General features: G+C 71.5%; 28 protein-coding genes and 1 tRNA gene. 13 read left to right on the top strand and 16 right to left on the bottom strand.

Annotated features, from left to right (window positions below; translation table 11 throughout):
* Positions 1 to 91: 91 nt before the first annotated feature.
* The gene (locus BFV98_RS26740) at positions 92 to 1,327 is read right to left on the bottom strand and encodes a CdaR family transcriptional regulator (RefSeq protein ID WP_225319759.1); all 1,236 of its coding nucleotides are present in this window, start codon (positions 1,325 to 1,327) and stop codon (positions 92 to 94) included.
* A 144-nt stretch (positions 1,328 to 1,471) separates the two neighbouring features.
* Here BFV98_RS26740 and BFV98_RS26745 point away from each other — a divergent pair, with 144 nt between their 5' ends.
* Positions 1,472 to 1,801 (top strand): hypothetical protein, encoded by a 330-nt coding sequence (locus BFV98_RS26745; RefSeq protein ID WP_013475622.1) that lies wholly within the window; start codon positions 1,472 to 1,474, stop codon positions 1,799 to 1,801.
* Between the two features lie 55 nt (positions 1,802 to 1,856).
* Here BFV98_RS26745 and BFV98_RS26750 read toward each other — a convergent pair whose 3' ends face one another.
* Positions 1,857 to 2,519 (bottom strand): hypothetical protein, encoded by a 663-nt coding sequence (locus BFV98_RS26750; RefSeq protein ID WP_013287834.1) that lies wholly within the window; start codon positions 2,517 to 2,519, stop codon positions 1,857 to 1,859.
* A gap of 192 nt (positions 2,520 to 2,711) precedes the next feature.
* On the opposite strand from BFV98_RS26750, the gene BFV98_RS26755 reads away from it, so the two are divergent.
* Positions 2,712 to 3,314 (top strand): copper resistance CopC family protein, encoded by a 603-nt coding sequence (locus BFV98_RS26755; protein ID WP_071098154.1) that lies wholly within the window; start codon positions 2,712 to 2,714, stop codon positions 3,312 to 3,314.
* Positions 3,315 to 3,483: 169 nt separating this feature from the next.
* On the opposite strand, the gene gltX is transcribed toward BFV98_RS26755, so the two are convergent.
* The 3 genes from gltX to BFV98_RS26770 are packed head-to-tail and all read right to left on the bottom strand — an operon-like array spanning position 3,484 to position 7,530.
* Positions 3,484 to 4,893: a glutamate--tRNA ligase gene (gltX, locus tag BFV98_RS26760; protein WP_083395319.1), complete on the bottom strand. Its 1,410-nt coding sequence runs from the start codon at positions 4,891 to 4,893 to the stop codon at positions 3,484 to 3,486.
* 49 nt (positions 4,894 to 4,942) lie between these two features.
* The gene (locus tag BFV98_RS26765) at positions 4,943 to 6,220 is read right to left on the bottom strand and encodes an MFS transporter (RefSeq protein WP_013287831.1); all 1,278 of its coding nucleotides are present in this window, start codon (positions 6,218 to 6,220) and stop codon (positions 4,943 to 4,945) included.
* The gene (locus tag BFV98_RS26770) at positions 6,217 to 7,530 is read right to left on the bottom strand and encodes a GH1 family beta-glucosidase (protein ID WP_071098158.1); all 1,314 of its coding nucleotides are present in this window, start codon (positions 7,528 to 7,530) and stop codon (positions 6,217 to 6,219) included. Before BFV98_RS26770 ends, BFV98_RS26765 begins: the two co-directional genes overlap by 4 nt.
* Positions 7,531 to 7,732: 202 nt before the next feature.
* Here BFV98_RS26770 and BFV98_RS26775 point away from each other — a divergent pair, with 202 nt between their 5' ends.
* Complete coding sequence (locus BFV98_RS26775; RefSeq protein ID WP_013287829.1) at positions 7,733 to 8,179, top strand: SRPBCC domain-containing protein; 447 nt, start codon at positions 7,733 to 7,735, stop codon at positions 8,177 to 8,179.
* A gap of 138 nt (positions 8,180 to 8,317) precedes the next feature.
* Here BFV98_RS26775 and aceE read toward each other — a convergent pair whose 3' ends face one another.
* Entirely contained in the window at positions 8,318 to 11,062 is a 2,745-nt protein-coding gene (gene aceE, locus BFV98_RS26780; RefSeq protein ID WP_013287828.1) for a pyruvate dehydrogenase (acetyl-transferring), homodimeric type, read from the bottom strand.
* Positions 11,063 to 11,251: 189 nt separating this feature from the next.
* Here aceE and BFV98_RS26785 point away from each other — a divergent pair, with 189 nt between their 5' ends.
* Complete coding sequence (locus BFV98_RS26785; RefSeq protein WP_030271630.1) at positions 11,252 to 11,656, top strand: secondary thiamine-phosphate synthase enzyme YjbQ; 405 nt, start codon at positions 11,252 to 11,254, stop codon at positions 11,654 to 11,656.
* A gap of 41 nt (positions 11,657 to 11,697) precedes the next feature.
* Here BFV98_RS26785 and BFV98_RS26790 read toward each other — a convergent pair whose 3' ends face one another.
* Positions 11,698 to 13,341 carry an alkaline phosphatase gene (locus BFV98_RS26790; protein WP_071098160.1) on the bottom strand — a complete coding sequence of 548 codons (1,644 nt, stop codon included), beginning with the start codon at positions 13,339 to 13,341 and terminating at the stop codon, positions 11,698 to 11,700.
* Between the two features lie 186 nt (positions 13,342 to 13,527).
* On the opposite strand from BFV98_RS26790, the gene BFV98_RS26795 reads away from it, so the two are divergent.
* The 5 genes from BFV98_RS26795 (at position 13,528) to BFV98_RS26815 (ending at position 17,778) form a co-directional block, all read left to right on the top strand.
* Entirely contained in the window at positions 13,528 to 13,998 is a 471-nt protein-coding gene (locus BFV98_RS26795) for a MarR family winged helix-turn-helix transcriptional regulator (RefSeq protein WP_013287825.1), read from the top strand.
* Between the two features lie 62 nt (positions 13,999 to 14,060).
* Positions 14,061 to 16,526, top strand: a complete 2,466-nt coding sequence (locus BFV98_RS26800) for a transketolase C-terminal domain-containing protein (RefSeq protein ID WP_255368254.1) — start codon at positions 14,061 to 14,063, stop codon at positions 16,524 to 16,526.
* Positions 16,527 to 16,636: 110 nt separating this feature from the next.
* A complete protein-coding gene (locus BFV98_RS26805) occupies positions 16,637 to 17,071 on the top strand; it encodes a DUF3052 domain-containing protein (RefSeq protein ID WP_013287823.1) in 435 nt (144 codons plus the stop codon).
* Between the two features lie 81 nt (positions 17,072 to 17,152).
* Positions 17,153 to 17,620: a peroxiredoxin gene (locus tag BFV98_RS26810; protein ID WP_013287822.1), complete on the top strand. Its 468-nt coding sequence runs from the start codon at positions 17,153 to 17,155 to the stop codon at positions 17,618 to 17,620.
* 83 nt (positions 17,621 to 17,703) lie between these two features.
* Positions 17,704 to 17,778 (top strand) — tRNA-Val (locus BFV98_RS26815).
* A gap of 308 nt (positions 17,779 to 18,086) precedes the next feature.
* Here the strand turns inward: BFV98_RS26815 and BFV98_RS26825 are convergent.
* Together BFV98_RS26825 and BFV98_RS26830 are read right to left on the bottom strand one after the other, a co-directional pair.
* On the bottom strand, positions 18,087 to 18,953 hold the full coding sequence (locus BFV98_RS26825) for a hypothetical protein (protein ID WP_071098168.1): 867 nt from the start codon (positions 18,951 to 18,953) through the stop codon (positions 18,087 to 18,089).
* A gap of 361 nt (positions 18,954 to 19,314) precedes the next feature.
* On the bottom strand, positions 19,315 to 19,647 hold the full coding sequence (locus BFV98_RS26830; protein ID WP_255368255.1) for a hypothetical protein: 333 nt from the start codon (positions 19,645 to 19,647) through the stop codon (positions 19,315 to 19,317).
* A 103-nt stretch (positions 19,648 to 19,750) separates the two neighbouring features.
* Between BFV98_RS26830 and BFV98_RS26835 the strand changes: the two genes are divergently transcribed.
* Positions 19,751 to 19,981 (top strand): hypothetical protein, encoded by a 231-nt coding sequence (locus tag BFV98_RS26835; protein ID WP_255368256.1) that lies wholly within the window; start codon positions 19,751 to 19,753, stop codon positions 19,979 to 19,981.
* Positions 19,982 to 20,028: 47 nt separating this feature from the next.
* Here the strand turns inward: BFV98_RS26835 and BFV98_RS26840 are convergent, their stop codons facing one another.
* The 6 genes from BFV98_RS26840 to BFV98_RS26865 form a co-directional block, all read right to left on the bottom strand.
* Complete coding sequence (locus tag BFV98_RS26840) at positions 20,029 to 20,658, bottom strand: hypothetical protein (protein ID WP_071098171.1); 630 nt, start codon at positions 20,656 to 20,658, stop codon at positions 20,029 to 20,031.
* Positions 20,659 to 20,893: 235 nt separating this feature from the next.
* A complete protein-coding gene (locus tag BFV98_RS26845; protein WP_071098172.1) occupies positions 20,894 to 21,292 on the bottom strand; it encodes a hypothetical protein in 399 nt (132 codons plus the stop codon).
* 42 nt (positions 21,293 to 21,334) lie between these two features.
* Entirely contained in the window at positions 21,335 to 21,952 is a 618-nt protein-coding gene (locus BFV98_RS26850) for a hypothetical protein (RefSeq protein ID WP_143025359.1), read from the bottom strand.
* A gap of 182 nt (positions 21,953 to 22,134) precedes the next feature.
* Positions 22,135 to 22,908, bottom strand: a complete 774-nt coding sequence (locus BFV98_RS26855; protein ID WP_255368257.1) for a hypothetical protein — start codon at positions 22,906 to 22,908, stop codon at positions 22,135 to 22,137.
* Between the two features lie 97 nt (positions 22,909 to 23,005).
* A complete protein-coding gene (locus BFV98_RS26860) occupies positions 23,006 to 23,227 on the bottom strand; it encodes a hypothetical protein (RefSeq protein WP_255368258.1) in 222 nt (73 codons plus the stop codon).
* A 155-nt stretch (positions 23,228 to 23,382) separates the two neighbouring features.
* Positions 23,383 to 24,141 carry a DNA-binding transcriptional regulator gene (locus BFV98_RS26865; RefSeq protein WP_143025360.1) on the bottom strand — a complete coding sequence of 253 codons (759 nt, stop codon included), beginning with the start codon at positions 24,139 to 24,141 and terminating at the stop codon, positions 23,383 to 23,385.
* 286 nt (positions 24,142 to 24,427) lie between these two features.
* On the opposite strand from BFV98_RS26865, the gene BFV98_RS26870 reads away from it, so the two are divergent.
* From BFV98_RS26870 to BFV98_RS26880, 3 genes are read left to right on the top strand one after another with little or no spacing between them, the layout of a single operon-like run.
* Positions 24,428 to 24,724: a hypothetical protein gene (locus tag BFV98_RS26870; RefSeq protein WP_235437370.1), complete on the top strand. Its 297-nt coding sequence runs from the start codon at positions 24,428 to 24,430 to the stop codon at positions 24,722 to 24,724.
* The gene (locus BFV98_RS26875) at positions 24,721 to 24,900 is read left to right on the top strand and encodes a hypothetical protein (protein WP_018787085.1); all 180 of its coding nucleotides are present in this window, start codon (positions 24,721 to 24,723) and stop codon (positions 24,898 to 24,900) included. The genes BFV98_RS26870 and BFV98_RS26875 overlap by 4 nt, the downstream gene beginning before the upstream one ends.
* Positions 24,897 to 25,142: a hypothetical protein gene (locus BFV98_RS26880; protein ID WP_071098178.1), complete on the top strand. Its 246-nt coding sequence runs from the start codon at positions 24,897 to 24,899 to the stop codon at positions 25,140 to 25,142. The genes BFV98_RS26875 and BFV98_RS26880 overlap by 4 nt, the downstream gene beginning before the upstream one ends.
* A 40-nt stretch (positions 25,143 to 25,182) precedes the next feature.
* Here the strand turns inward: BFV98_RS26880 and BFV98_RS26885 are convergent, their stop codons facing one another.
* The gene (locus tag BFV98_RS26885; RefSeq protein ID WP_255368259.1) at positions 25,183 to 26,895 is read right to left on the bottom strand and encodes an ABC-F family ATP-binding cassette domain-containing protein; all 1,713 of its coding nucleotides are present in this window, start codon (positions 26,893 to 26,895) and stop codon (positions 25,183 to 25,185) included.
* Positions 26,896 to 26,975 lie beyond the last annotated feature (80 nt).

The raw sequence follows: 26,975 nt of genomic DNA on the forward strand, positions 1-26,975 counted from the left end.
GACTCTGACGGATACCGGCGTGCCGCGCTGTAACGTACGGCACCAAACCGCACTAGAACCTTTAGAGGAATCCTACAAAGATTGTCGGCGATCATCGCCGGTCGGAGACCGTCGGCACCACCGGGTCGAGGCGTCCCACTGTCAGCGCGACCTGCAACGCGAACGCGTCGCGCGGGGCCAGCGGCGAGAATCCGGTCACCTCGGCGATCCGCTTCAGCCGGTAGCGCACGGTGTTCGGGTGCACGAACAGCGCCCGGGCCGCGCTCTCCAGCGTGCCGCCGGCGGCGAAGAACGCGTCGAGCGTCTCCAGCAGCTCGCCGCCGGAGCGGGCCAGTGCCGCGTACACGTCGTGGCGCAACCGGCGGCGGGCCTCGGTGTCACCGGCCAGCGCGCGTTCCGGAAGCAGCTCGTCGGCGGCGACCGGGCACGGCGCGGTCGGCCAGGCCGGCGCGGCCCGGAACCCGGCCAGCGCGGCCCGCGCCGACTCGGTGGCCTCGTCCAGGCTGGGCACCGCCGGCCCGACCACCACCGGCCCCTCACCGAAGGCGGTACGCAGCTTCTCCGTGGCCGCCACCGGATCGGCAGCCCCGCCCAGCACGATGACCAGGCGGTCGCCGTGCACGCCGCCGATCACCTCGACGCCGATCCGCCGGGCCTGCCGGTAGACGGTGTGCAGCACGGCTGCCACCTCGCCGCCGGGGGAGCGGCCCACCGCAACCGCCACCGGCGGCGCGTCCGTCCAGCCCAGCGCGGCGGCGCGGCTGGCCAGCACGTCCGGGGAGTCGCCGCGCAGCAGCGCGTCGACCAGCAGCGCCTGCAACCGGGCGTCCCAGGACCCGCGGCTCTCGGCGGCCCGGGCGTAGACCCGTGCGGCGGCGAACGCGATCTCCCGGGAGAAGCGCAGCACCGCCTCCCGCAGCGACTGCTCCTCGCCCGGTACGGCCAGCTCCGACACCTGCTCCTCGACCACGTCGATGGTCACCTTGATCAGCGCCACGGTCTGCTGGAGGCTGATCGAGCGGGCCAGCGCCTGCGGTGCGGCGGCGAAGACCTCGTCCGACACCTCCTGGGTGCGGTCGGTCGCGCCGCCGCCCTGGCGCAGCCACAGCACCAGCGAGCGCACGCCGGCCTGGGCGACGAGCATGACCCAGGAGCGCTGGTCGGCGGGCAGCTCACGGAACCACGGCAGCGTCTCGTCCATCCGCGCCACGCTGGCGGTGGCCAGGCCGCCCGCCGCCCGCTCGATGCGACGCAGCGTCGCCGACGTCTCCGTTCCGCCCGGTTCGCTCACCGCACCAGCCTGACACGGCGTGACCAGCGGATCCACTTCGAGGTGACGCCCTCACCGCGGCGTGACGATCTCCACCGGTACGCGCTGACGATCTCGTGCGGCCGGGCCAGTACGGTGTCAGGGCACGCCGGGCCAGACTCCGGCCGGGCGGGCGAGGGCGACGCGTGAGGGGGGCCGGGGATGGCGCAGGGGGAGGCCGAGCACGGTTGCGCCCAGGGTGAGGCCTGCCGGCGGGGTCACGACCAGCCGGCGACTGCCACGCACCCGCGCCGGCCGTGCCTGAACCACCAGGGGGAGCAGCCGGCCGGCCGGGTGCCGGAGCGTGCCGAGGACGAGCCGGGCGTGCCCCGGCAGCGGGCGGCGGAGCCGGCGCACCTGGCCGACGACGAGCCGGCCGACCGGAGCTGCCGCAGCGACCTGTCGGGCTGGGCGGGAGCCCACCGTCACGGCGCGGTACGCCCGCGCAACCGCACCACACGCCGGGAGCGCCCGCCGCGCCGCTGGTGCTGACGCGCCGCCTGCCGGGCTGACCGGGTGCGGCCGGGCTCAGCGGGTGCGGCCGGGCTCAGCGGGTGCGGCGGCGGACCAGCAGCGCGATGCCGGCCAGCCCGGCGGTGATGACGAGCACGATGCCCACGTTGAGCAGCAGCAGCCGCTGGAGCTCGCCGAGCGCGGTGTCGATGTTCTGCACCGGGTCGAGCGCCTCCTCCGGAAGCACCCGCTCGCCGCCGCCGACGCCTCCGGCGAGCGTGTCGAACTGCGCCGGCATCGGCACGCCGACCGAGCGCAGCGTCTCGGGCATGTTGAGCCGCCCGAAGAACCAGCCGGCCCGGGTGCTGCTCAGGTCCGGCTGCTTGCCCGGCCGGTAGATCCGGGGACCGCCCTTGGCCAGCGGGAACAGGTCGTAGGTGCGCTGCGGGCCGGCGGCGGCGAGCACCACCACCGTGTACTTCGGACCGAGATCCTTCGCGGCCGGGCCGCGCAGCTGGCCGGTCGTGCCCAGCCACTTGACCTGGTCGATCACCAGGTTGACCTCGTTCGGGCTGGTGTCGGCGCGCAGTTTCAGCGGCGCGTCGAGCCGCTCGCCGCTGATGTCGACACCGGTGGGGGCCGGCTTCGGCTTGGGCGCCGCCTGGGCCGCCGCGGTGCCGGTCAGGGCCAGCGTGCACGCCAGGGCCGCCACGCTCCCGGTCACGGCGACCAGCAGCCGTTTCACCCTTCGGATCATCGCCGCCTCCTCGCCCCGTTCGATGGCTGGCTTCCGCTGCAGGTCACACTGGACCGGTGTCCACCACAAAGACTCCGCAGAACGGCGCTCGGTTGCAGCTGGTGGAAGAGTATTTGGAACTATCTGCGAGCTGAGACCGACCAATGAGCGGTCGATGATCATCGGCCGGATCCTACCCGGACGGAGGGAACCATGGGGGGCAGGGTCGCCCGTGTGGCGCGTACCTGGGCGGTGGTGCTCGGGGTGGTCGCGGCGTTCGCGCTGCTGCCGGCCGCGCCCGCCGCCGCGCACAACTCGCTGACCGGCAGTGATCCGCGCGACGGGGCCCGGCTGGCCGCCGCACCGGAGCGGATCGAGCTGCGGTTCCTCGCCACGCCGAAGGAGGCGACGACCGAGGTCACAGTCACCGGCCCGGACAACGTGGCCGCTACCGGCGGCGCGCCGACGTTCTCCGGCAAGCGCGTGATCGTGCCGTTCCGGCCGGGCGCGGCCGGCCTCTACATCGTGACCTACCGGCTGGCCTCCGACGACGGCCACCCGATCAAGGGGGAGGTCCGGTTCACCCTGACCACCGGCACTCCGGCCGAGTCGCCGTCGGCGACGGTGCCGCCCACCAGCGCCGCCCCCGCCACTTCCGCCGCTCTGCCCACCAGCGCGGTGCCGAGCCCCACCCCGGCCGCCGCCGGGGCGGACGATGACGGGGGTACGGGCTGGCTGTGGGCGGCCGGCACGGTGGTGGTGCTCGCGGCGCTGGGCGGCGGGCTGCTGCTGCGCCGCCGGGCCACCCGCCGGTGATCGTGGCCAGTGCGCGGGACCACTCTGCGTGACACTGCCGGCGCAATGATCGCCGAAAACGTATATGCCTCTGAGTCATAATTATGACTCAGAGGCATATCGGCCAATAGAGGAACCGCTTTCTGGCCACGACACGCCCGAGCGTCGGGAACGGGCGCAGTGCCGCGGCTCAGACCAGGCGTACGCGGGCGGCGCGCAGCCGGGTCAGCGTACGGTCGCGGCCGAGCACCTCCAGCGACTCGAACAGCGGCAGGCCGACGGTGCGTCCGGTGACCGCGACGCGTACCGGCGCCTGCGCCTTGCCGAGCTTCAGCCCGCGCTCCGCGCCGACCGCCTCCAGCGTGGCCTTCAGCGACTCGGCGTCCCAGGACTCCAGCGCCTCGAACGCCACGATCGCCGCGTCCAGCAGGTCGGCGGCGCCCTCCTTCATGGCCTTGGCCCATGCCGCCTCGTCGATCAGCGGGTCGGCCAGGAACAGGAAGTCGACGTTCGGCACGATCTCGCTGAGCACCGCGATCCGGGTCTGCGCCAGCGGGGCCACCGCCGCGAACGCGGCCGGGTCGAACTCGTCGGGCTGCCACGGCGGCGGGGCGATGGTCTCGGTGCCGGTGAGCCACGGCCGGCACGCCTCGACGAAGTCCTCCATCGGCAGCGCCCGGATGTAGTCGCCGTTGAACGCGCGCAGCTTCTTCTCGTCGAAGAACGCCGGGGACGGGTTCACCTCGTCCAGCCGGAACTCCTCCTCGATCACCGACCAGGGCACGATCTCCCGGTCGCCCGACGGCGCCCAGCCCAGCAGCATCAGGTAGTTGCGCATCGCGTCGGCGAGGTAGCCCTCGTCCCGGTACGCCTCCAGCGCGACCTTGTCCCGCCGCTTGGACAGCTTCTGCCGCTTCTCGTTCACCACCACCGGCACGTGCGCCCAGATCGGCGGCTTGACGCCGAGCGCGTCCCACAGCAGCTGCTGCTTCGGGGTGTTCGGCAGGTGCTCCTCGGCCCGGATCACGTGGGTGATGCCCATGCTCATGTCGTCGACCACGTTCGCCAGCAGGAACACCGGGGAGCCGTCGCCACGGGCGATGACGAAGTCCTCGATCAGCTTGTTCTCGAACGTCGGCTCGCCGCGGACCAGGTCGACCACCACTGTCTCGCCCTCGTCCGGCGTCCGGAAACGCAGTGCCCGTCCCTCGCCCGGCTCCAGGCCGCGGTCCCGGCAGAAGCCGTCGTAGCCGCGCTGCTGCGGGCCGGTACGCGCCTGCACGTCCTCGCGGGTGCAGTCGCAGTAGTAGGCCCGGCCGCCCTCGTACAGCCGCTGCGCGGCGGCCCGGTGCTCGCCCGCGTACGAGGACTGGAAGTACGGGCCCTCGTAGCTGCCCCGGGCGATGCCGATCCAGTCGAGCGCGGACAGGATGCCCTCGGTCCACTCGGGCCGGTTACGTGCCGCGTCGGTGTCCTCGATGCGCAGCACGAACACCCCGCCCTGCTGCTTGGCGAAGATCCAGTTCTGCAGCGCCGAACGGGCGCCGCCGACGTGGAACATACCGGTCGGGGAAGGGGCGAAGCGTACACGTACCGTCACGCCCCCCAGCCTACGGCGGGCCGCGAGGGGTTTCCGGCAGGGGGCCGGGTCAGGGCACCGACTTGATCTTCACGACCAGGGCGCTGCCGAGCAGGGTGACCGCCGCGGTGACCGCGTACAGCGTCGGGTAGCCGCCGAGGTGCACGACGATCGGCGCGGACAGCGCCGGCCCGAGCACCTGCGGCGCCGAGTTGGCGATGTTGATCACGCCGAGGTCCTTGGCCCGGTCGGTCGCGGCGGGCAGCACCTGGGTGATCAGGGCCGCGTCCACCGACAGGTAGACGCCGTAGCCCGCGCCGAGCAGCAGCGCCGCGACGATCGCCATCGGCCAGGTGGGAGCCGCCGCCAGCAGCACCGCCGCCACCGCCATGATCAGCCCGGAGGTGATCACGAAGACCTTGCGCCGGCCGGAGCGGTCGGACATGCGCCCGGCGACCACCGCGGTGAGCATCATGCCCAGCGTGTAGAGCAGGATCAGCACCAGCAGGGAGCCCTCGGGGTCGGCCACCCGTACCCCGTCGGTGAGGAAGTAGAGCAGGTAGAGCGTGCCCAGCGCGTTGCCGGTCTGCACCAGGAACCGGGTGAACCACGCCCAGGCGAAGTCGGGGTGGCGGCGCGGGCTGATCCACATCGAGGCGAACAGCGAGCGCAGCCGCAGCGGTGAGCGGTGCTCCCGGGGCAGGTGGTCGTCCTGGGTCAGCAGCGCGAACGGCAGCGACAGCAGCAGCACGGCGAGCGCGATCGCCGCGTACCCGGCGGCGTTTCCGGTGACCACGGCGGTGACCAGCACCGCGCCGAGCACCAGACCCAGCGCCTGCGGGATGCCCACCCAGCCGGACACGCCGCCGCGCTGCGCCACCGGCACCCGGTCCGGGATCGCGGCGGTGAGGCTGGCCAGCATCGCGTTGAAGCAGACCTGCGCTGCGACCCAGGCCACCGCCACCCCGGCGATGGTGTTCTGCCGGGCCAGCAGCACCAGGGCGAGCGCGCCGATGACCGCGCCGAGCGCGGTCCAGACGTGGCGGCGGCCGAAGTGGCGGTTGGCCAGCCGCAGCGAGGTGCGGTCGGACAGCGCCCCGGCGAGCGGGTTCGCCAGCACCGCGGCGAGCGCGCCGATGCCGGTGACCACCGCCAGCATGGCCTCCTTGTCGGCCGGGGCGATCCGTTCCACCTGCTGCGGCAGCAGCACCTGGATCGGGGTGAAGAACGCCATCCAGACGCCCAGGTTGGCCGCGAAGATCAGCGCGATCCAGCTCCGCCGTACCGGGACGGTCGGCTCGGCGAGCGCCGCCGGCAGCGAGGCCGGCGTCGGGTTCACAGTGGTCACCGCCGGACCAGATCCCGGAACCAGGTGTACGACGACTTCGGCGTCCGCCGCTGGGTGTCGAAGTCGACATGCACCAGGCCGAACCGCTTGGTGAAGCCCTCGGCCCACTCCCAGTTGTCCAGCAGCGACCAGACGAAGTACCCGGTCACCGGCACGCCCCCGGCCATCGCCTCGCGCACCGCGCGGATGTGCCCGTCCAGGTACGCGATCCGCTCCGGGTCGTGCACCCGGCCGTCGGCGTCCGGCGCGTCGTCGTACGCACAGCCGCTCTCGGTGACCTGGATCGGCGGCAGCGCGTCGCCGTACCGCTCGTGCAGGAGGAGCAGCAGCTCGCGCAGGCCGTCCGGGGCCACCGGCCAGTCGAACGCGGTACGCGGGTAGCCGTCCAGCGGCACGATCTCGAACGGCAGCGGCGAGTCCGCCTCCGGCGCCCGGATGCCGGTCGGGTTGTAGTAGTTGACGCCGAGGACGTCGATCGGGGCGGCGATCACGTCCAGGTCGCCGTCGCGTACCACTGCGGGGTCGGGGCCGAGCGCGTCCGGGTAGCCGCGTCCGAGCAGCGGATCGGTGAACAGGCGGTTGTGCAGCGCGTCGTACGCCGCGGCGGCGGCCCGGTCCGCGTCGGTGTCGCCGGCCAGGCGCACCGGGGAGTAGTTGTTGGCGATCGCCACCGGGGACGTGCTGCGGGCGCGCAGCGCGGCGACCGCGAGGCCGTGCCCGAGGAGCTGGTGGTGGGCCACCGGGAAGGCGTCGAACAGCAGCGTGCGGCCCGGCGCGTGCTCGCCCATGCCGTGGCCGAGGCTCATGTGGATGAACGGCTCGTTGAGCGTGATCCAGAGCTTCACCCGGTCGCCGAGGCGGGCCGCGGTCAGGTCGGCGTACTCGGCGAAGCGGGCGGCGGTGTCCCGGTTGAGCCAGCCGCCAGCGTCCTCCAGCGCCTGCGGCAGGTCCCAGTGGAACAGCGTGGCGACCGGGTCCACACCGGCGGCGAGCAGTCCGTCCACCAGCCGGTCGTAGAAGTCCAGCCCGGCGGCGTTCGCCGGGCCGGTGCCGGCTGGCTGGATCCGGGGCCAGGCGATCGAGAACCGGTACGCGGACACCCCCAGCCCGGCCAGCAGCGCGGTGTCCTCGGCGTACCTGTGGTAGTGGTCGCACGCCTGGTCGCCGGTGCTGCCGTCGGCGATCCGGCCCGGGTCGTGGGCGAACGTGTCCCAGATGGACGGACCACGCCCGTCGACTGTGGTCGCACCCTCGATCTGGTACGCGGAGGTGGAGACCCCCCAGCGGAAGCCGGCGGGGAACTCGGGCATCGGCGCGGTCGTCAAGTCACCCTCCAGGAACGTGAAGCGTGCTCGCGACTCTAGGGCTCTGCGGACCGACGCGCCATAGGCCGAGATGACTGGGTGACGCAAGGGAGTTCGGCGTGTCTTTTCCGAACCCGTCCGCTTAAGTCCGATTTACACATAGAGTGCCAAATATCGCGGATGTGATTTAAGTGGGGGAAAGATACTCATGATCCTCGTGGAACGAAGCGCGCACGTGGCGGCGCCGGTGGATGTGGTCTGGGACGTCGTGCAGCGCGCCGAGCAGCTGCCGGCCTGGCTGGCGGGAGTCCGCGCGGCCGAGGTCCTGTCCGGGGAGGGATTCGGGCGGCGGCAGCTGGTCCAGGCCGGACGCGGCGCCGCGCACGAGGCCGAGGTGATCGCCTTCCAGGAGCCGACCCTGATCGGCTGGCGCGAACGCGCGAAGGGCGCCGGCGCCCGGGCCGAGGCGCGCACCGAGATCTACGTCCAGCTGACCCCGGACGAGGAGGGTGGCGGCACCGTCGTACGCCTGATCGTCGTGCGGTGGCCCGCCGGACCCGTCAAGGCGGCCCTGCTCCGGCTCGGCCTGCGCCGGGTCGGCGCCGACCTGGAGGACTCGCTGGCCCGGCTGACCGACCTGGCCGCCGTCGGCTGACCGAGCCCGTCCCGGCGTCGCCCGCGATGGTGACGGCCCGGCGTTCCCGCCAGGGACGCCGGGCCGTCGTCGTCTGTGCCCGAGGTGTTAAGAAGGGGCCCCTCCTCTACCGGAGGCGTTAAGAAGGGGCCCTTCCTTTCAGCTGTCGCCGCCGGTCTCGCCGACCGGGGCGGCGTTGACGTCGTCCAGCGCGTACTTGCGGGCCGCGTCGGCCGGCACGTGCGCCGGCACCACGCCGCGCAGCGCGAGCTGGCGCAGCGTGGCGACCGCTACCGACTCGGCGTCCACGTGGAAGTGGCGGCGCAGCGCGTGCCGGGTGTCCGACATGCCGAAGCCGTCGGTGCCGAGCGAGGTGTAGTCCCCGGGTACCCAGCGCGCGATCAGGTCCGGCACCGCGCGCATCCAGTCGCTCACAGCGACCTTCGGCCCGTCGGCGTCGGCCAGCTTCCGCGCGATGTACGGCACGCGCGGCTCCTCGCCCGGGTTGAGCAGGTTGTGCTCCTCGCACTCCACCGCGTCGCGGCGCAGCTCGGTCCAGGACGTCACCGACCACACGTCGGCGGACACGCCCCAGTCCTCGGCGAGCAGCTGCTGGGCCTTGAGCGCCCACTGCATCCCGGTGCCGGATGCGAGGATGTTCGCCTTCGGCGCGTCGTCACCGACCTGCGGCGCGGGGGAGTAGCGGTGGATGCCCTTGAGGATGCCCTCGACGTCCACGCCCTCCGGCTCGGCCGGCTGGAAGATCGGCTCGTTGTAGATGGTGAGGTAGTAGAAGATGTTCTCCTGCGCCTCGCCGTACATCCGGTGCAGGCCGTTCTCCACGATGTGCGCCAGCTCGAAGGCGAACGCCGCGTCGTAGGAGACCACCGCCGGGTTGGTGGCGGCGAGCAGCAGTGAGTGGCCGTCCTCGTGCTGGAGGCCCTCACCGTTGAGCGTGGTCCGGCCGGCTGTCGCGCCGAGCACGAAGCCCCGCGCCATCTGGTCCGCCGCCGCCCAGAACCCGTCGCCCGTGCGCTGGAAGCCGAACATCGAGTAGAAGATGTACAGCGGGATCATCGGCTCGCCGTGGGTGGCGTACGCCGTGCCCGCGGCCGTGAACGAGGCCACCGAACCGGCCTCGTTGATCCCCTCGTGCAGGATCTGGCCGGTGGTCGACTCCTTGTAGGACAGGAACAGCTCCCGGTCCACCGAGGTGTAGCGCTGGCCGTGCGGCGAGTAGATCTTCTGGGTCGGGAACAGCGAGTCCATACCGAAGGTACGGGCCTCGTCCGGGATGATCGGCACCCAGCGCTTGCCGAACTCCTTGTCCTTCATGATGTCCTTGAGCAGGCGGACGAACGCCATCGTGGTGGCGACCTTCTGCTTGCCCGACCCGCGCTTGACGTCGGAGAACCGCTCGGTGCCCGGGATGGCCAGCGTCTTGCGCGCGGTGCTGCGCGTGGGCAGGTAGCCGCCGAGCTGCTGACGCCGGTCCTTCAGGTACGCGATCTCGTCGGACTTCTCGCCCGGGGTGTAGTACGGCGGGAGGTACGGGTTCTCCTCCAGCTGCTTGTCCGGGATGTCCAGGTAGAGGCGGTCGCGGAAGAGCTTCAGGTCCTCCAGCGTCAGCTTCTTCATCTGGTGGGTGGCGTTGCGGCCCTCGAAGTGCGAGCCGAGCGTCCAGCCCTTGATCGTCTTGGCGAGGATCACCGTCGGCTGGCCGGTGTGCTCCATCGCCGCCTTGTAGGCCGCGTAGAGCTTGCGGTAGTCGTGGCCACCCCGCTTGAGGTTCCAGATCTCGTCGTCGGACAGGTGCTCGACCATCTTGCGGGTCCGCGGGTCGCGGCCGAAGAAGTGCTCCCGCACGTACGAACCGGACTCCGCCTTGTAGGTCTGGTAGTCACCGTCGGGCGTGGTGTTCATCAGGTTGACCAGCGCGCCGTCGGTGTCCGCGGCGAGCAGCGGATCCCACTCGCGGCCCCAGACCACCTTGATGACGTTCCAGCCGGCGCCCCGGAAGAACGCCTCCAGCTCCTGCATGACCTTGCCGTTGCCGCGGACCGGTCCGTCCAGGCGCTGGAGGTTGCAGTTGATCACGAAGGTGAGGTTGTCCAGCTCCTCGCGGGCGGCCACGCCGATCGCGCCGAGCGACTCGACCTCGTCCATCTCACCGTCGCCGAGGAACGCCCAGACGTGCTGCTGGGAGGTGTCCTTGATGCCGCGGTGGTGCAGGTAGCGGTTGAACCGCGCCTGGTAGATCGCGTTCAGCGGGCCGAGGCCCATGGAGACGGTGGGGAACTCCCAGAAGTCCGGCATCAGCCGCGGGTGCGGGTACGACGGGAGCCCGCCGCCGGGGTGCGACAGCTCCTGCCGGAAGCCGTCGAGCTGGCTCTCGCTGAGCCGGCCCTCCAGGAACGCCCGCGCGTACATGCCGGGGGAGGCGTGACCCTGGTAGAAGATCTGGTCGCCGCCGCCCGGGTGGTTCTTGCCCCGGAAGAAGTGGTTGAAGCCCACCTCGTAGAGGGACGCCGAGCTGGCGAACGTGGAGATGTGCCCACCGACGCCGATCTCCGGGCGCTGCGCCCGGTGCACCAGCATCGCGGCGTTCCACCTGATGTACGCCCGCAGCCGCCGCTCGACGTGCTCGTCACCCGGGAACCACGGTTCGCGCTCCGGCGGGATCGTGTTGATGTAGTCGGTGGTGGTCAGTGACGGCACCCCGACCTGCCGCTCGCGGGCCCGCTCCAGCAGGCGCAGCATGACGTACCGGGCTCGCTTTGTCCCGCGCTCGTCGATGACACCGTCGAGTGACTCGACCCATTCGCTGGTCTCTTCAGGGTCGATGTCCGGAAGCTGGCTCGGCAGACCAGCGGTGATCACCGGGCGCTTGCGTTCCGTAGCCACAGGCGTTCCCTCGGTTTCGTGTGGGATAGGTCTCTAGCGCCATCCTGCCCCCTGGTGGCGTGTGCCGTCACCTCTCCCACCCCCAGACGCGACGCTGAACACAGGTACCCATCAGTAACTTTGCGCTATCACCGGATGCGCTATCGGCGGGCGGGGCGGTGAACCGGGCACTGCGGCAGAATGCGCCGTATGCGCAGTGAGGTGATCACCGTCCGGACCGGCTCCCGGCCGACCGTCCGGGACATCACGAGCGAGGCCGAGCGGTTCGTGTCCGGGGCCGGCGACGGCCTGCTGCACGTCTTCGTCCCGCACGCCACCGCCGGGCTGGCGATCATCGAGACCGGTGCCGGCTCCGACGACGACCTGCTCCGGGCGCTCGACGACCTGCTCCCCACCGACGACAGGTGGCGGCACCGGCACGGCTCTCCCGGGCACGGCCGCGACCACGTGCTGCCGGCGTTCGTGCCGCCGTACGCGACGCTGCCGGTGCTCGGCGGGCGGCTCCAGCTCGGCACCTGGCAGTCGATCTGCCTGGTCGACACCAACGGCGACAACCCCGACCGTCAGGTGCGCTTCTCGTTCCTGGCCGGCTGACCGGCCGGACCGGGCGTGCGACGCCCGGCCCGGCCGCGCCGTCACGGGCGGACCGTCTCCGCCTCCACCGTCTGCCGGCCCTGGTCGACGCCGGGGGCGGCGGTGCGCGCCGCGGCCGGCGGCCGGTCGTGGGTCAGGTTCAGCCCGGGTACGCGGTCCTCGATCACGAACGTGGCCCGGGTGTACGCGGGCGCGTCCGGCCGGCTCACGTACGGCAGGACGTCGAAGTCGGCGGTCAGCTCGGTCGGGGTGATAGTGGTGCGGACGTACCCCCGAAGGTTGTTCTGGAAGCGCAGGTGCGGGTTGAACGCCAGCCACGGGTGCGAGCCGGTCGGCGAGTCGGCGCCGTCCCCGGTCGAGGTGATCGACGAGCAGACCAGCTCGCTGCCGACGGTGCGCGAGGTCGGGTCGGCGTAGTCCAGCTTCAGGTCGCTGGCCCAGTGCGCGTGCACGTCGCCGGTGAGCACTACCGGGTTGCGCACCCCGGCGGCCGTCCAGCCCCGGGTGATCCGGTCCCGGGATGCGACGTACCCGTCCCAGGCGTCCATGCTCGTCACCGTCAGCGGACCGGAGTTGTTGTCCCGCTGGGCGAAGAACACCTGCTGGCCGAGCAGGTCCCAGCGGGCCTCGGAACGGCGGAAGCCGTCCAGCAGCCACGCCTCCTGCGCGGCGCCGGTGATCGAGCGGGCCGGGTCGGACGCCTCGGCGCAGCTCTTGTAGCCGTCGCCGCACGCCTGGTCGTCCCGGTACTGCCGGGTGTCGAGCATGTGGAAGGTGGCCAGCCGGCCCCAGCGCACCCGCCGGTAGAGCTGCATGTCGATGCCGCGCGGGATCGAGGTGCGGCGCAGCGGCATGTTCTCGTAGTACGCCTGGAACGCCGCCGCCCGCCGTGCGGGGAACTCCGGGTCGGGCGCCTCGGGCACCTCGTCGGCCCAGTTGTTCTCCACCTCGTGGTCGTCGAAGACCACCACCCAGGGCGCGACCGCGTGCGCCGCCTGGAGGTCGGTGTCGGTCTTGTACTGGGCGTGCCGCTGCCGGTAGTTCGCCAGCGTCCGGGTCTCCGGGCCCTCGTGGTCGCGCGGGTTGCCGCCGGGGACGTTGTACGTGTCCTTGGCGTACTCGTACTGGTAGTCGCCGAGGTGCAGGATCAGCTCCGGCTCGGTCTCGGCCAGCCGCCGGTACGCGGTGAAGTAGCCGTGCTCGTACTGCGAGCAGGAGGCGAAGCCCATGGCGAGCGCGGAGGGCATCGACCACGGCGCCGGGGCGGTGCGGGTGCGCCCGGCCGGGGACGCCCAGCGTTCGGCCCGGAACCGGTAGAAGTACTCCCGTCCGGGCAGCAGGCCGTCCAGTTCGACGTGCACGCTGTGCGCGGACTCCGGGCGGGCCAGCCGTACGCCGCGGCGCACCACGTGCCGGAAGCGCTCGTCGGCGGCCACCTCCCAGGACACCGGCACGACCCGCGACGGCATGCCGCCCAGGCCGTCCTCGGCCAGCGGCTCCGGCGCCAGCCGGGTCCAGAGCACGAAGCCCTCGTGGTCCGGGTCGCCGGAGGCCACGCCGAGCGTGAACGGGTCGCGGCGCAGCGGGCCGGGCGACGCGGCGGCCGCGACCGGCAGGCCGGCTGCCGCGCCGGCGGCGCCGAGCGCCGCGCCGCTGAGCAGGATGGTACGTCGGGACAGAGCCACGGTTTTCCTCCCCGGAGTCCGGTTCGTCGACTCCCGGCAGCCTCACGGACGTCGATGGCCGTCAGGTGAAGGGCGGACGACCGGCCGGGAATTTCCGCCGAACAGCGCTTCATGATCGGCAATCGGTTGCAGGAGGTGCCTGACCGTTCGGCTGATCGAAGATCGACTCGCCCATACGATGATCGGATGGCGCAATCCACCGTTCCCACCGTCCGTGACCGGGCGGACCTGGCCGGGGAGACCGTGCGCCGGATCCTGCACGTCGCCGCCGCGTTGCGGCACCACCAGGACGAGGGGATCGCGGCGCTGGGCCTCACCCCGGCGGTCGCCCGGGCGCTGCACGAGCTGGACCCGGACCGCCCGCTCCCGGCCCGTGACCTCGCCGAGCAGCTCGGCTGCGACAGGTCCAACGTCACCGGCCTGGCCGACAAGCTGGAGCAGGCCGGGCTGGTGGAACGGCGTACCGACCCGGCCGACCGGCGGCAGAAGGCGCTCGTGGTCACCGGGCGGGGGCGGCAGGTACGCGACCGGGTCCGCCAGGTGATGTCGGACTCCCGACTCCTCGACGCCCTGAGCACCGACGAACTGGCCACACTGCGGGACCTGGTGCTCAAGGTCTCCGACGGAGGCTGCCCGCAGGAGTGTGGCCAGGTCTGAGCCACGCCGGGCGGAACGTGTCCGAGTGGGCGAGGTGGGCCCGAGTCGGTAATGCTGTCCGCGTGACCACCCCGCACGATCTCGACGACCGGCTCCGAGCCGAACTGGCCGCGCTCGGGGCGCCCGACCAGCGGCGCGACCTGGGCGAACCGCTGCCCGACGGCGGTGCGTTGACCGGGGCGCAGGCGCTGGCCCTGTTCGACGCGCAGCTGACCAGCCGGCTGCTCGACCTGGCCGGGCGGTGGCTGTCGGGCTTCGGTGAGGGGTACTTCACTGTCGAGTCGGCCGGTCACGAGGGCGACGCCGCGGTGGCAGCCGCGCTGCGGCCGACCGATCCCGCGCTGCTGCACGCCCGCTCCGGCGCGTTCTACTGCCTGCGCGCGGCCCAGGCCGCCGGCGCCTTCCCCGCAGCCCCGCCGGACCTGCCGCCCGCGACCGGCGCCGACGCCCCACCCACCACCCCGGAACCGGGAAGATCTTGGAGCGAAAGCGCCCCTCCGGGGGCCGTTTCCCACCAAGATCTCGACGTTGACCCGGGGGAGACGGAGGCGGCCAGCCTCCCCGTGGGCGCCGGGATCGTCGTGGACGCGGACGGGGACGCGACTGTCGTCGTACCCGATCTGCCGCAGCCCGCGCCCGACGACGCGTTCGCGGCGGCGGCGCGCGACGTGCTGCGCGGCATCGTCGCCTCCGCCGAGGAGCCCGCGGCCGGCGGGCGGGCGAAGGTCTTCGGCCGCGCCGACCTGGCGGTCGTGCCGACCACCTCGGCCGCCGGTTCGCACCTTCCGCGCGCCGTCGGCCTGGGGCTGGCGCTGGAGCGGCTGCGCCGCGGCGCGCGACCCGCCGACGGCGAGGCCGAGGCGGCGCCCTGGCCGGCCGACGCCGTGGTGGTCTGCGCCTTCGACGACGGCGCGGCCGACCACGCCGCGGCCACCGCCGCGCTGAACACGACCGGCTGGTACGACCACACCGGCCTGCGCATCCCGGTGCTGTTCGTCTGCGCCGACGGCGGCGCCTCCGCCGAGGGCTGGGTGGCCGCCACGCTGCGGGCCCGGCCCGGCATCAGGTACTTCGCCGCCGACGGCACGGACGTGGCCGCGACCTACCGGGTCGCGGCGGAGGCGGCGGAGTGGGTACGCCGGCAGCGCCGGCCCGCCGTGCTGCACCTGAGCGCGGTCCGCCTGATGGAGCAGGGTGACGGCGACGCGGCCCGCGACCCGCTGCTGGCCACCGCGCGGCTGCTGGTGACCTCCGGGTACGCCAGTGGCGAGGAACTGCTGGCCCGCTACGACGAGCGGGGCTGGCAACTGCGCCGCGTCGCCGAGGAGGTGCTGGACGAGCCGAAGCTCGCCTCCCCGGTCGAGATCGTGCGGGAGCTGGCGCCGCGCCGGCCGGTACGGGTGTCCCGCGCGGTCGCCGAGGCGGCGGCGCACGCGGCCGGGCCGGGCGCGGGAGCGCGGGCGGAGGCGTTCGGCGGCAAGCCGCCGGAGCTGACCGGCCCGCTGACGCTGGCGCAGAGCATCAACGCCGCGCTCGCCGACGGCATGCTCGACCACCCCGGGACGGCGGTGTTCGGCCACGACGTGGCCGCCCACGGCGGGGTGTACGGCGTGACCGAGGGGCTGCGGGACCGGTTCGGGGCGGCGCGCGTGTTCGACACGCTGCCGGACGCGACCTCGATCCTCGGGCTCGGGCTGGGTGCCGGGCTGGCCGGCCTGCTGCCGGTGCCCGAGATCCGCCACCTGACGCTGCTGCACGGTGCCGAGGACCAGCTCCGCGGTGAGGCGGCCACCATGCGGTTCCTGTCGCGGGGCGCGTTCCGCAACCCGATGGTGGTGCGGGTGCCCGGCCTGGCGAGCCCGGAAGGACTCGGCGGCCACGACCGCAACGACGACTCGCTGGGGGCGCTGCGGGACGTGCCGGGGCTGGTGGTGGCCGTGCCGGCCCGGCCGGACGACGCCGCGCCGATGCTGCGGACCTGCCTGGCGGCGGCCCGGGTGGACGGCGGCGTCTGCGTGTTCGTGGAGCCGATCGCGCTCTACCACGTGCGGGACCTGTACACGGACGGTGACGACGAGTGGACCGCCGAGTACGCCGAGCCGGGCGCCTGGGCGGACCGGCACGTGCCGATCGGGCGGGCCCGCGTCTACGGGATCGGCTCCGCCGAGGACCTCACCATCATCACGTTCGGTAACGGGGTGCGGATGTCGCTGCGCGCCGCCGCCACGCTCGCCGAGGAGGGCGTGGGCAGCCGGGTGGTGGACCTGCGCTGGCTGGCCCCGCTGCCGGTGGCCGACATCATCAGGGAGTCCTCGGCGACCGGCCGGGTGCTGGTGGTGGACGAGACGCGGCGAACCGGCGGGGTGGGCGAGGGCGTCCTGTCCGCGCTCGTCGACACCGGGTACGTGGGCGCTGCACGCCGCGTAGCCGCACTTGACTCGTTTGTACCATTAGGTCCGGCTGCCCGTCAGGTACTGGTCTCCGCGGAAGCCATCACCCAGGGTGCCCGTACGCTGCTGGCACGGTAAATTCCGTTCCACCCGGTGCGCCACTTGCGCGGCGAGCCGCAACTGTGTGGACTGAGCCCGACGGTGTCACCCGACGCCACGAGCAGGGATAGATGAGGAGGCACTCGACAGTGAGCGCGACCGCTGGCCAGGCCGACGGGGTACGCAGCCTGGCGGACCGGTTCGGTATCGAGCCGGGCATGGTCGTCATGGAGATGGGCTACGACGACGACGTCGACACCGATCTCCGGGACGCCCTGACCGACCGCTGTGGGGAACTCGTCGACGAGGACACCGACGAGGTGGTCGACGCGGTTCTGGTCTGGCACCGCGACGGCGACGGTGACCTGTTCGAGCTCCTCGTCGACGCCCTCGGGCCGCTCGCGGACAACGGCGTGGTCTGGCTCCTGACCCCGAAGGCCGGCCGCGACGGTCACGTCGAGCCGAGCGAGGTCGCGGAGAGCGCGCAGACCGCCGGGCTCCAGCAGACCTCCACCATCAACGCCGGCCGCGACTGGAGCGGGGCCCGCCTCGTCATGCGTCGCGGGTCCAAGAGCAAGAAGTAGGGCGGCGCCGCACACCCGGTGACCGCGGTCGCCGGGTGTGGCAGGCTGATCATCTCCAGACCCGATCCCGAGGGAGCACGCATGCCCATCGAGGTTGGCGCCGAGGCGCCCGACTTCCTGCTCAAGGACCAGAACAACCAGGAGGTCCGGCTCTCCGACCTCCGCGGTAGCAAGACCGTGCTGCTGGTCTTCTACCCGCTCGCCTTCACCGGCATCTGCCAGGGCGAGCTGTGCGAGGTGCGGGACAACCTCAACGAGTACGTCAACGACGACGTCCAGGTGCTGACCGTCAGCGTCGACTCCGTGTACGCCCACAAGATCTGGGCCGACCGGGAGGGCTACCAGTTCCCGCTGCTGTCCGACTTCTGGCCGCACGGCGCGGTGGCGCAGGCGTACGGCGTCTTCAACGACGTCGCGGGCATCGCCAACCGGGGCACCTTCGTCATCGACAAGGCCGGCGTGGTCCGGTTCGCCGAGATGAACATGCCCGGCGAGGCGCGCGACCAGCAGGGCTGGCGCAAGGCACTGGCCGAGGCCGTCGCCGCCTGAGTCCCACACCCCAGGCACGTCGTTGCGCGGGGCCGGAGGCGGGCAGGTAAGCTGGCCGCTCCGGCCCGCCGTACGGGCGTTCCGGGCGCGTAGCTCAGTGGGAGAGCACTCGCCTTACAAGCGAGGGGTCGCAGGTTCGAAACCTGCCGCGCCCACCACCCACCAGCAGTGAACCGCCCCGAGAAGATCATTCCTCGGGGCGGCGACAGCAACAGGGGCTTACGTCGGCGTGCCGGGCGATGGCCTGGACGACGTGCGGCGGGACGCGCAACTCCGTCAGCAGCGAGACGACGGTGTGCCGCAGGTCGTGCAGCCGGACCTCGGGGCAGCCGGCTTTCTCTCGGAGGCCGGCGAAGTGCAGGGCGAGATCACCAGCGCGAAGCCAAGAAGGGTCTGCTGCGCAGATATCGGTGTTCGGTGGCTGTAACGGCGCGCTCCTGGGATGAGGCTGTGCAGCGTCTCTCGGTCAGGGTCTAAGCGCCGGTAGCAAGACTGGCGCGATGAACGCTGCGACCGACACCAGCCCGGCGGCGACGGCGAGGGTGATCATGGCCCACCTCGGCGCTCTTACGACCTGACTGTCGGTGCTACCGGCGCTGGTCACGTCGCTCAGCATCGCCACGATTCGCTCGACGGTGCGCGCCTGGGTCCGCCCGTTGGTTCGGTACCTGCTGTTGCCGGCGTCCAATATGGGTGAGTCGACCCGGAACTGGACGTAGTCGCCGTTGCTCAGGTCGAGACGGATCTTTACGCCGCGCTGGGAGAAGTCGCCGAGCATGTGCCGGGGTATCGATATGCGGCGCAGCGCCGTCTCGATGCGGAGATATTCCGGTGTGACGACGAACCGGGCGGCCGGCCCGGCCAGGTAGCAGCCGGCAACGCCGCTCGCGGCGAGCGCCAGTTCAAGCAGGCTGCCAGCGCGGGGCTGCTCATCCCAGTTCACCAGAGCGGCGCCGGCGAGCCCGCCAGCGATGACCGCCATATACAGGTAGGCAATGCCGCTGCTACGTCGTAGCGAGCGCCGCTGCCTCCCGACGTGGTGTGTCACCCCCAGTTCGTGGGGAACCTTCGGCAGGGTCGATTCTGCGTACCTCAGGGCGTTGGCCGAGGTGATTCGTCCAGCCACCGCTACCAGAAGCGCGACGGCACCGAATATCGCCGGGACCATGAATCTGCCGCCTCCATCGGCGACCTCGGCCGGAGTGCGGACCGCCCAGAGGACCGCCGCAACGGCCAACAGCAGCAGCCCGACGCCCGACACGATCAGCGTCAGCCCCCAAGTCCAGGTGAGCGCGCCGTTGTCGTGCCACTCGACACGTGATCGCTTGCCCACGCCACACCCCCGGCCGATGCCCGCCGGCTACGCGACCGGCGGCCGATCATGTTAAGAGCACCGGCCAAGTCATGTGAAGAGCACCGGTCCAATCGGCCGCCTGCACTGATCGGCGTTCAGTGGACGCGTCGCCCAGCAACCGCTGGACCACAGCCGCGCCAGGTCCGCTGCGGCAAGCTGCCTACGGCCATGACCGGCAACTCCTAGACGTGAGACGGGCCAGGGCGCGGCGGCCGACAGCAACGGTGACCGTGCAGACGGAGCACCCAGAACTTACAAGCGAGGGGTCGCAGGTTCGAAACCTGCCGCTCCCACCATCAAGGGAAGGGTGCCACCACGCGAAGCGAATCCCGGCCACACCTCAACGCTTCCGCCCCGCATATCGGAGCGCGAGTCGTCGGATGATGGCCTCCCCGTCGGTAGCTGGTAGCCAGCTTGCTTCCTCGTGTGATTCGCTCTCTTCCCACTCAGGGATGTCGGAAGGGTCTTCGCCTCCGATGCCGAGCGATACATCGCTGTGACGGGCACGGAAGTAGAACCGCTCGCCACTCGGCAAGTGACCTTCCATCTGCACCGGAGCTGCCTCACACGTCATCTGCGCCTCCCAGCCCTCGCTTTGCAAGGTGGTGGCGAGGCGGAGCCAGGAGGCCATGTGCTGCTGCATCCACCCCTGTGGCGCAGTCTCCTGGTCCATGCGGTCATGGTTCCACATCACGTGGGGACCTTGGCCGCACGAGACACCTCTGGTGGGACGACGGACGAGCGTCGAATGCTGCTGGAGCCGTAGGGTGCCGGACATGCCTGAGGAAGAGGAAGTCGTTCTTCGTCTCGACCGACCGTCAGCGACGGCGCTTGCCGACCTGATCTACAACGTCGGGGAGCACCAGGCCGCCGGCATGGCCATCGCTGAGCTGTCGATGGACGACAGCGAGCGGCTCGGACGGGTGCTCCGTGACCTCTGGCGAGCCTTGGGCGTCCCGCTTCCGTACGGTGGTGTCAGCGGCAGAGAACCTCGTCGCCGGGCCTGATCCCCGCGCTGGGAGTCGCTGACAGCACGGGCGGGCGTAAGAAGGGCTCAGTCGACGACCAAGTGCTGGTGGCATCGGTCGCCGGCGGTGTCCGGCAGCAGGACACACCCGCACACCTGGCAAGTTCCCCAGCGGCCGTACCACGATCCCGTGCGCCGAAATCGGGAGAGGGCTGCCCGCCAAGCGTTCAGATCCGCCTCGTCGGTCTCGCCGTCAACGTCCACCGGGTGTCGGGGCTCGCTGCCGGCCAGGAAACCCGCGACGAAGTAGCGGGCCTCGTCCGACATCGCCGCCATCTCGGTGCGCGAGACGTTGTAACCCACGTTCTCGTGGGGACACCACGCTGCCATTCGCCCGGTGAACGTGTGGCCGTTACCGACCAGGACGTCACGCCCGCAGGGAGCCTCAAACCACAGCCGCTCATCGATCACCGGCTCATCGAGCGGAGCCTGCTCCCAACGCAGCGGGAGGCTCACCTTCGCCAATACGCAGGAGGGGACCGCCTCGTCGGACGGCGGGCACCAAGCCACGAGACTGGCACCCCGTTCGTGGGCGAAGGCGATCGCCTCGTCCCGGGCCATCCGCTTCAGCTCTGTCCCGCTGTCGAGGTACACCTCGGCAGCCTCGATAGCCTCGTCGAAGCGGAAATCGGCCAGCGACCACATCCTGTCGGGCATGGACGAGGACCCTAGATCCACCGAGCCGCCCTCAACACTCGCTTATGCCGTATCGGCACGCCGAGGTGTCGCACTCAGCCGACGGAGGACACGCCTGATGCCCGGCGACTGACGCGGAGAGCGGGAAGACCGCAAGGCCGCCGCGGAAAGACAGGGCGCTGTCCGGCGTGGTTAGAGCGGGCAGTCGGCGGGCCGGCTGCCGCCTGTCCAGCACCGTCGGACGTTCACACGTTGCCTAGCAGTTCAGGATGACGCGCTCGACGTCCGCGCCGGCCTGGACGACCACGGCGTTGGCGCGAAGTTCCTCGGGAAGGTGGTCCCGCTGCCCTTCGTGCGCGAGCAGGGTGGGGGAGCCAGGTGGAAGTACCACGGCATCGGAGAGCCCGATGAACTCGACGAGCATGTCGAGAACCGCGCCGGCGGAGAATCGGCTGATCGTGAAACTGTCGAGAGTGTCGCCGGTGAGGGCGGCGTAGACATCTGCCGTGCCGCCGTCCTCGGCGCTGATGTGCCAATGGCTGTGCTGCGGTGCTCGGCGGTCGACACGGGGCGCAAAGACAGCCAGGAAGGCGTCAGCCGCCATCGGGGCGGCGTAGCCCTGCGCGAAACGCTGAACGAACATGTCGTAGCCCACCCCGGCAAGCTAGCGCCTCGGCCAGAACGATCATGTCCAGTATCAGCCGGGAGACGACATCTGCTCGTCACTGCGGCAGGGCCGTCCTTCGGCGTCAGGCGTCTCGACGCGGATGAGGTAGCCGATCGGCACTCTCTGCTCGCGCTGCATCCCGAGGACGTTGAATCGCACTTCGTGCGTTGCGAAAGAGAACCCCGCACACGGAGGCTGATAGTTCAGAAGGAGATCTTCGGAGAAGCGCAGGGTCGCCCACACGAATATCTGATCGCCCGCCGGAAGGTCGAACGGCTCGAAGGGAGTGGCCTTTCCCCTCTCGAAGCCCTCACGGCCGACATCCATGTTCACGTGAACCTGATCAACAGCGTAGCCGGGGCCGCCGTCTTTGGTCACCTCCTTGAGGCGGACGGTCAGCGGTCCGCGGTTGGCGATGCTGAACCCGTATTCGATGATTCGACCGGGCTGCGCAAGGTACCGGTACTCCGTGTAGAGACCAGCAGTGGCGCTCGACAACGCCTGCGGGTTCGCTCCGAAGTTTCCTTGGTGCAGCTTGTACCTCAGCGTGATCGTGAGGTACGTGGACAGCAGCACGAGCACCACAACCAGGGACGCGAGAATCGCCTTGCCTCGACGCCTGGCGCGGCGGGCAGCGTTCGGCACCACGACGGAATCGTAGAGCGACGAAGGTGGCACCCGCCGACCCGGAAAGGACCTGGATTGCGCCGCGCTCAGCCGGGCAGATCCGCCACACCCGACTGACTTGTCTGGGCGGAGGAGTGCCTGAAATCCAACGCCGATATCAGGTGTTCGGCCAGCGCGTATCGACGCCAGCGGGCTGCTCGGTCCTAGCCTGGCGCGGGGACGGTCCTGACAATAGCCGTTGCCAGGGACGTGGCCTTCTCCTGAGCGGTTGCGGTGACGTCGGCGGCGGTGCTCAGCTTGGGCGACCAGAAGGTGAGCGCCTCGACACTGATGAGCAGCGAACCGTGCGCGAAGATCAGCCGCGCGTCGCCGGGCAGGAACGGCATTCCTTCCGCGCTTTCCGGGTTCACCCGGCTCACCGTCGCCGTGGTCAGCCGCGCGCTCGTCGATCCGATGGTCATCGTGCGTGCGGCCCACCGGGCGGTGGCCATGCCGATGTTGAGGCGGAAATCGTTCCTCGAGCAACGTGCGGTGCGCGCCGTACGTGCGGCCGCGGATGCCGCGGAGGCATCGCGCAAACCGATCACTGTGACGTTCAGAAGGGTTGTCGGGGGCTGGACGTCGACGAAGGTCCCTACGGGGTTGACCTCCAGACCCGCGCCCCACACCTGATCGAACTCCAACCCGCCCCCGTTCGACCGGTCGGGGTCGGCAATGAGCAGGTCGCAGGGTTCATAGGGCTCGCCGACCTCGATCGTGCGCTCCCGGATGTCGTCGCCGACGTCGGCCCGCTCGACCAGCTGGCGAATCGTCGCCATCAGCGCCTCTTGCTCGGTGGGCGATGCCGACGGCGCGGGATTCACGGAGGGCGCCGGAGGCGGTGGCGGGTCGGCTCGTGTGACGCAGCCGGCAAGGCCCAGCACCACCAGTACGCCGGCGACAAATGATCCGCCGCGAACCCGATCAACGATCCTCACGAATCCCCGCTTCCACTCGGGGTGCAGCATATGGCTCATCACGTCTGGCGTTTGCCCGTGCGCGGTCGCTGCGGTAGACGAGACACGCGGGAGCCGCTCAGGCTGGATGGTCGCGCAGGAACGACTGGGCCGCCACCTTAGCGGCCGCAATCGCCTCCTCCGTCTGGTCGAAGGCCGGGCCCCATCCGACGTACAGCTCCAGGAAACGATCGGCCACGGGTCGCAGTTCCGGCAACTGGGAATAGGCCGCGTGCCAGTAGATCTCGTACGCCAGGTCCTCGGCGTCACCGTCTCCCGCAACGATGTCCGCCGCTGCCATGCAGCGTGCCGTTGCCGAACATCGCGATCCGCTTGGCCTTCCGGGCACCGAGCACGTGCTCGTCGCGAGCACGATGTGCGCCTCGCCTGGATGCGAACACCCTGCCGTGCCGCATTCCGCTCATGTCCGCCAGTCGAGGCGATGGTGCGGCATCTCTACGTCGCTGGCGTGTTGTACCGGTCCAGCGTCGCCTTGGAGGTCGACGCGTCGCGGAAGACGAGCTCCCACGGGCCGGTGTTCACGTCCATGTCCTTGCCGAATCCGACCCACTTCCCGGCCATCCGTCGGCCCGTCGGCTCGGCCAGGAGCTGAATCGCCCCGTGATAGCGGGCGCCCCGGTAGTAACCGGCCGGGTCGGTCTGTTCCACCCAGGTGCCGGTGATGACGGCGCCGTCCACGGTGAGGTCCAGCGACAGGGACGAGGACGCCGATCCGGGCAAGCTTCGCGCGGTCAACCTGTCGCCGTGCTGCAGCAGGACGACGAAGTGCTGTCCGGCGAAGGACTCCTCCCGGCCGCTGGAGTAGTACTGGTAGCGGCTGAGCCATACGCCCTCGTACGACCTGTGGGCCGTGGCCGGCTTGGCCGTCGGCGTCGGCGTGGCCAGGCCCGATACGGGTGAGGTCAGGTCGTGGCCACCGTGTTGGTCGTCGGCGACGTGCCCGCCGGGCACTGCGGCGAAGCCGAGCAGTGAGATGGGCAGGCCGGTCACGACCTCCAGCGCGCGAGCGTAGACGGGGCGCGGTGCGGCGATCACGCCTGACTCCCATCGCTGGACGAGTCGCTTGTTGGCGTCGTTGGGCTCGCCGACGCGGTGGCCGGCGGCTTGGAGCGCGCGGGCGAAGTCGTCCTGGCTCATGCGCATTCCGGTACGGACGCCGCGCAGAACCGTGTTGGGGGCGGTCATGCCCGCCACGATAATGCGATGTCGCCTAAATGTCGCCACCTGTGTGGTCGGATTGTCGGCTCTTGTGCCGTCGCGATCGGTGACAGCTGCACGTCACTGTGGACAGGCGGCGGCTGAGAGGGATGCCGCGTTTTCCCTGGCGGAGGTGGAGATGCCGAGCACTGGCGACGAACCGTCGATGAGCCGGAGCGATCTGATCCACGCGGTGGACCGAGGGGCGACAGAGAGGCGACCTCTCGCCGCTGCTGAGGCGGCTCGTGGCGAGGGCGTCGGTCGGTACCTTCCGTCGTCGGCGGTGTCCGGCTTCGGCGAGCGCCTCCAGGCCCGGGAGCAGGAGATCGCCCGGCGCCGTTTGCTGGACCAGGCGCGAGGCGGGCAACGGTCCCCGGACGGCGACGCCTCGCGGGAGCGCCGGGTCTCGTACGACGCGTACCTGTCCGCCGCCGCGTTGACGTTCGCCCGGCGGCATCGGCCGGTCTGGTGCTGGCGGCGGTGGAGACGGGTCTGCCGGTGCGGCGCCGACCTGCCCTGTCATTCGCGGCATCGGATTCCGATCAACCGTGGTCACTGGCCGCAGGGGAGTGACGAGTGATCGGCGGGCCGGAGGAGACGATCCTCGCGGTTCACGTCCGGGGACTCGACGGCATGTGTGCCGGATGCCGGGCGTGGTGGGCGCGGCTCACGCCGTACCCCTGCTGGCAGGTGGAATGGGCGACCAGCCGGCAGGCGCGGGCGGTCACCGCGCGATTCCTGGAGGGCGCGCGGTGACCACCCACGGCCCGGTCATGCCGATCTGGAACTGCGGCGGCTGCGACCTGCCCTGGCCGTGCCCGACGCGGAGGCGGGAGCTGCGGGCGGAGTACGCCGGCGCGCCGGTGTCGCTGGCCCTGTACCTCGGCGCCTACCTCGTGCAGGCCTCGGAGGACATGCCGTGGGCGCCGGCCGGCGCACTGCACCGCCGCTTCGTCGGGTGGACCCGGGAGGCCCGTCCGCGCGAGCGATATGACTGAGAGGCATAAATATGCCTCTCAGTCATATCGCTCGAAGTCATCAACCTTCAGGCAGGCATGACCCTGGGTGACCGGACGGCCCGGCGTCGCCGGCGGTGAGGGGCAGCGTGGGCCAGGCCGCCAGGTCCTGGAGCATCTGCCGGTCGTGGGTGGCGACGACCACCGCGGCCCTGGTCGTCAGCAGGGCGGCGGTGAGGTCGTCGACGAGCGGCGCGGACAGGTGGTTCGTGGGTTCGTCGAGGATCAGCAGGTCGGGACGCTCGGCCAGGCGCAGCGCCAGGTTCAGCCGCCGTTGCTGTCCGTGCGACATCCGGCCGACCGGGGTACGCCGGGCCTCGGCGTCGAGCAGGTTCGTCGCGCCCAGCGGCAGAGGCGTGCCGGAGCCGAGGCGCCCGGTGGAGCGCAGCCGGCCCACGTGCTGCTCGTACAGGTCGTGGGCGAGCATCAGGGGCGGCCAGTCGGGCACCTCCTGGCCGAGGTACGCCACCCGCGCCCCGGACGGGTGACGGACCTCCCCGGTCGACGGCACGAGGTCGCCGGCCAGTACGGAGAGCAGCGTCGACTTGCCCGCACCGTTGGGTCCGGTCACCAGCAGGCGGTCCCCGCCGTTGAGCGTGAGCGTGACCCGGGTACGCAAACGCCCGGCCACCGTCACGTCGTGGCACCGCAGGATCGGCAGTCCGGGCCGGGTGTCCAGCGGCGGCCAGCGCAGCGGCTGCGGTGGCTCCGGGACGGTGATCCGGTGCTCGTCGAGCGCCTCCTGCCGGCGTCGCAGCGCCTGCACCAGGCCGGGGGCGCGGGACTGGCGCTGGTGCTTGCCGTGGCCCTTCTCCGGACGCCAGCCGGTGCTGAGCCGGCCCTGCGCCTCCCGTACCGCGTCGGCCAGCCGCTGGTGCTCGGCCTGCTGCGCCTCGTGGTCGCGTACCCAGTGCGCGAAGTCGCGGCGACGCCCGTCCTGCCAGGCCGCGTAGTCCCCGGCGTAACGGCGCGGGCGCCCGTCCGCGCTGGGGTCGAGGTCGAGGAACTCCGTGGCCACGTCCCGCAGCAGGGCGCGGTCGTGGGTCACCAGCACCACGCCGCCCGGGTGCTCGCGCAGCCGCGCGGTGAGGAAGGCCAGGCTGGCCGCGTCGAGGTGGTTGGTCGGCTCGTCCAGCATCAGCAGGTCGACCCGGGCCCCGAGCAGGCACGCCAGCCGGACCCGGTAGCGCTGGCCGACCGACAGCGTCGCCAGCGGGCGGTCCCGGTCCGGGCAGGCGTCGAGACCGGCCAGCGCCACGTCGACGCGACGCTGCGCGTCCCAGGCGTCCAGCCGGGTCGCCGCGTCGAGCGCTGTGGCGTACGCGTCGTCCGCGCCCGCCCGGCCCTCGGCCAGCGCGTCGGCGGCGTCGTCCAGCGCCCGCAGTGCGCGTTCGGACTCACGGATCGCCCCGTGGACGAGCGTGCCCACCGTCTCGCCGTTGCGCGCCTCCAGGTTCTGCCGGGCGACGCCGATCGTGCCCAGCCGTTCCACGGTGCCCTGGTCGGGCACGAGGATGCCGGCCAGCACGTGGAGCAGGGTGGTCTTGCCGCGGCCGTTCTCGCCGACGACCGCCAGGCGGGATCCGGCGGAGACGGTCACGCCGACGTCGGACAGCACGACCCGGCCGCCGCGTACGACGCGAACGCCGTCGGCCCGGACGTGCGCCCGGTGCCCGGCGGGCAGCGAACCGCCTGAGGTGGATGGGGATGAAGGTACGTGGTCGAGGTTGTTCACAGTCCGCTCTCGGCTCGTCGTGGAGCCGGGCAGCGCGAGGACACCGCCCGGCGGGAACGCCAGGACGGCGGAGCAGAGCT

The sequence above is a fragment of the Micromonospora sp. WMMB235 genome, from assembly GCF_001855515.1.
GTDB classification, from domain to species: Bacteria; Actinomycetota; Actinomycetes; order Mycobacteriales; family Micromonosporaceae; genus Micromonospora; species Micromonospora aurantiaca.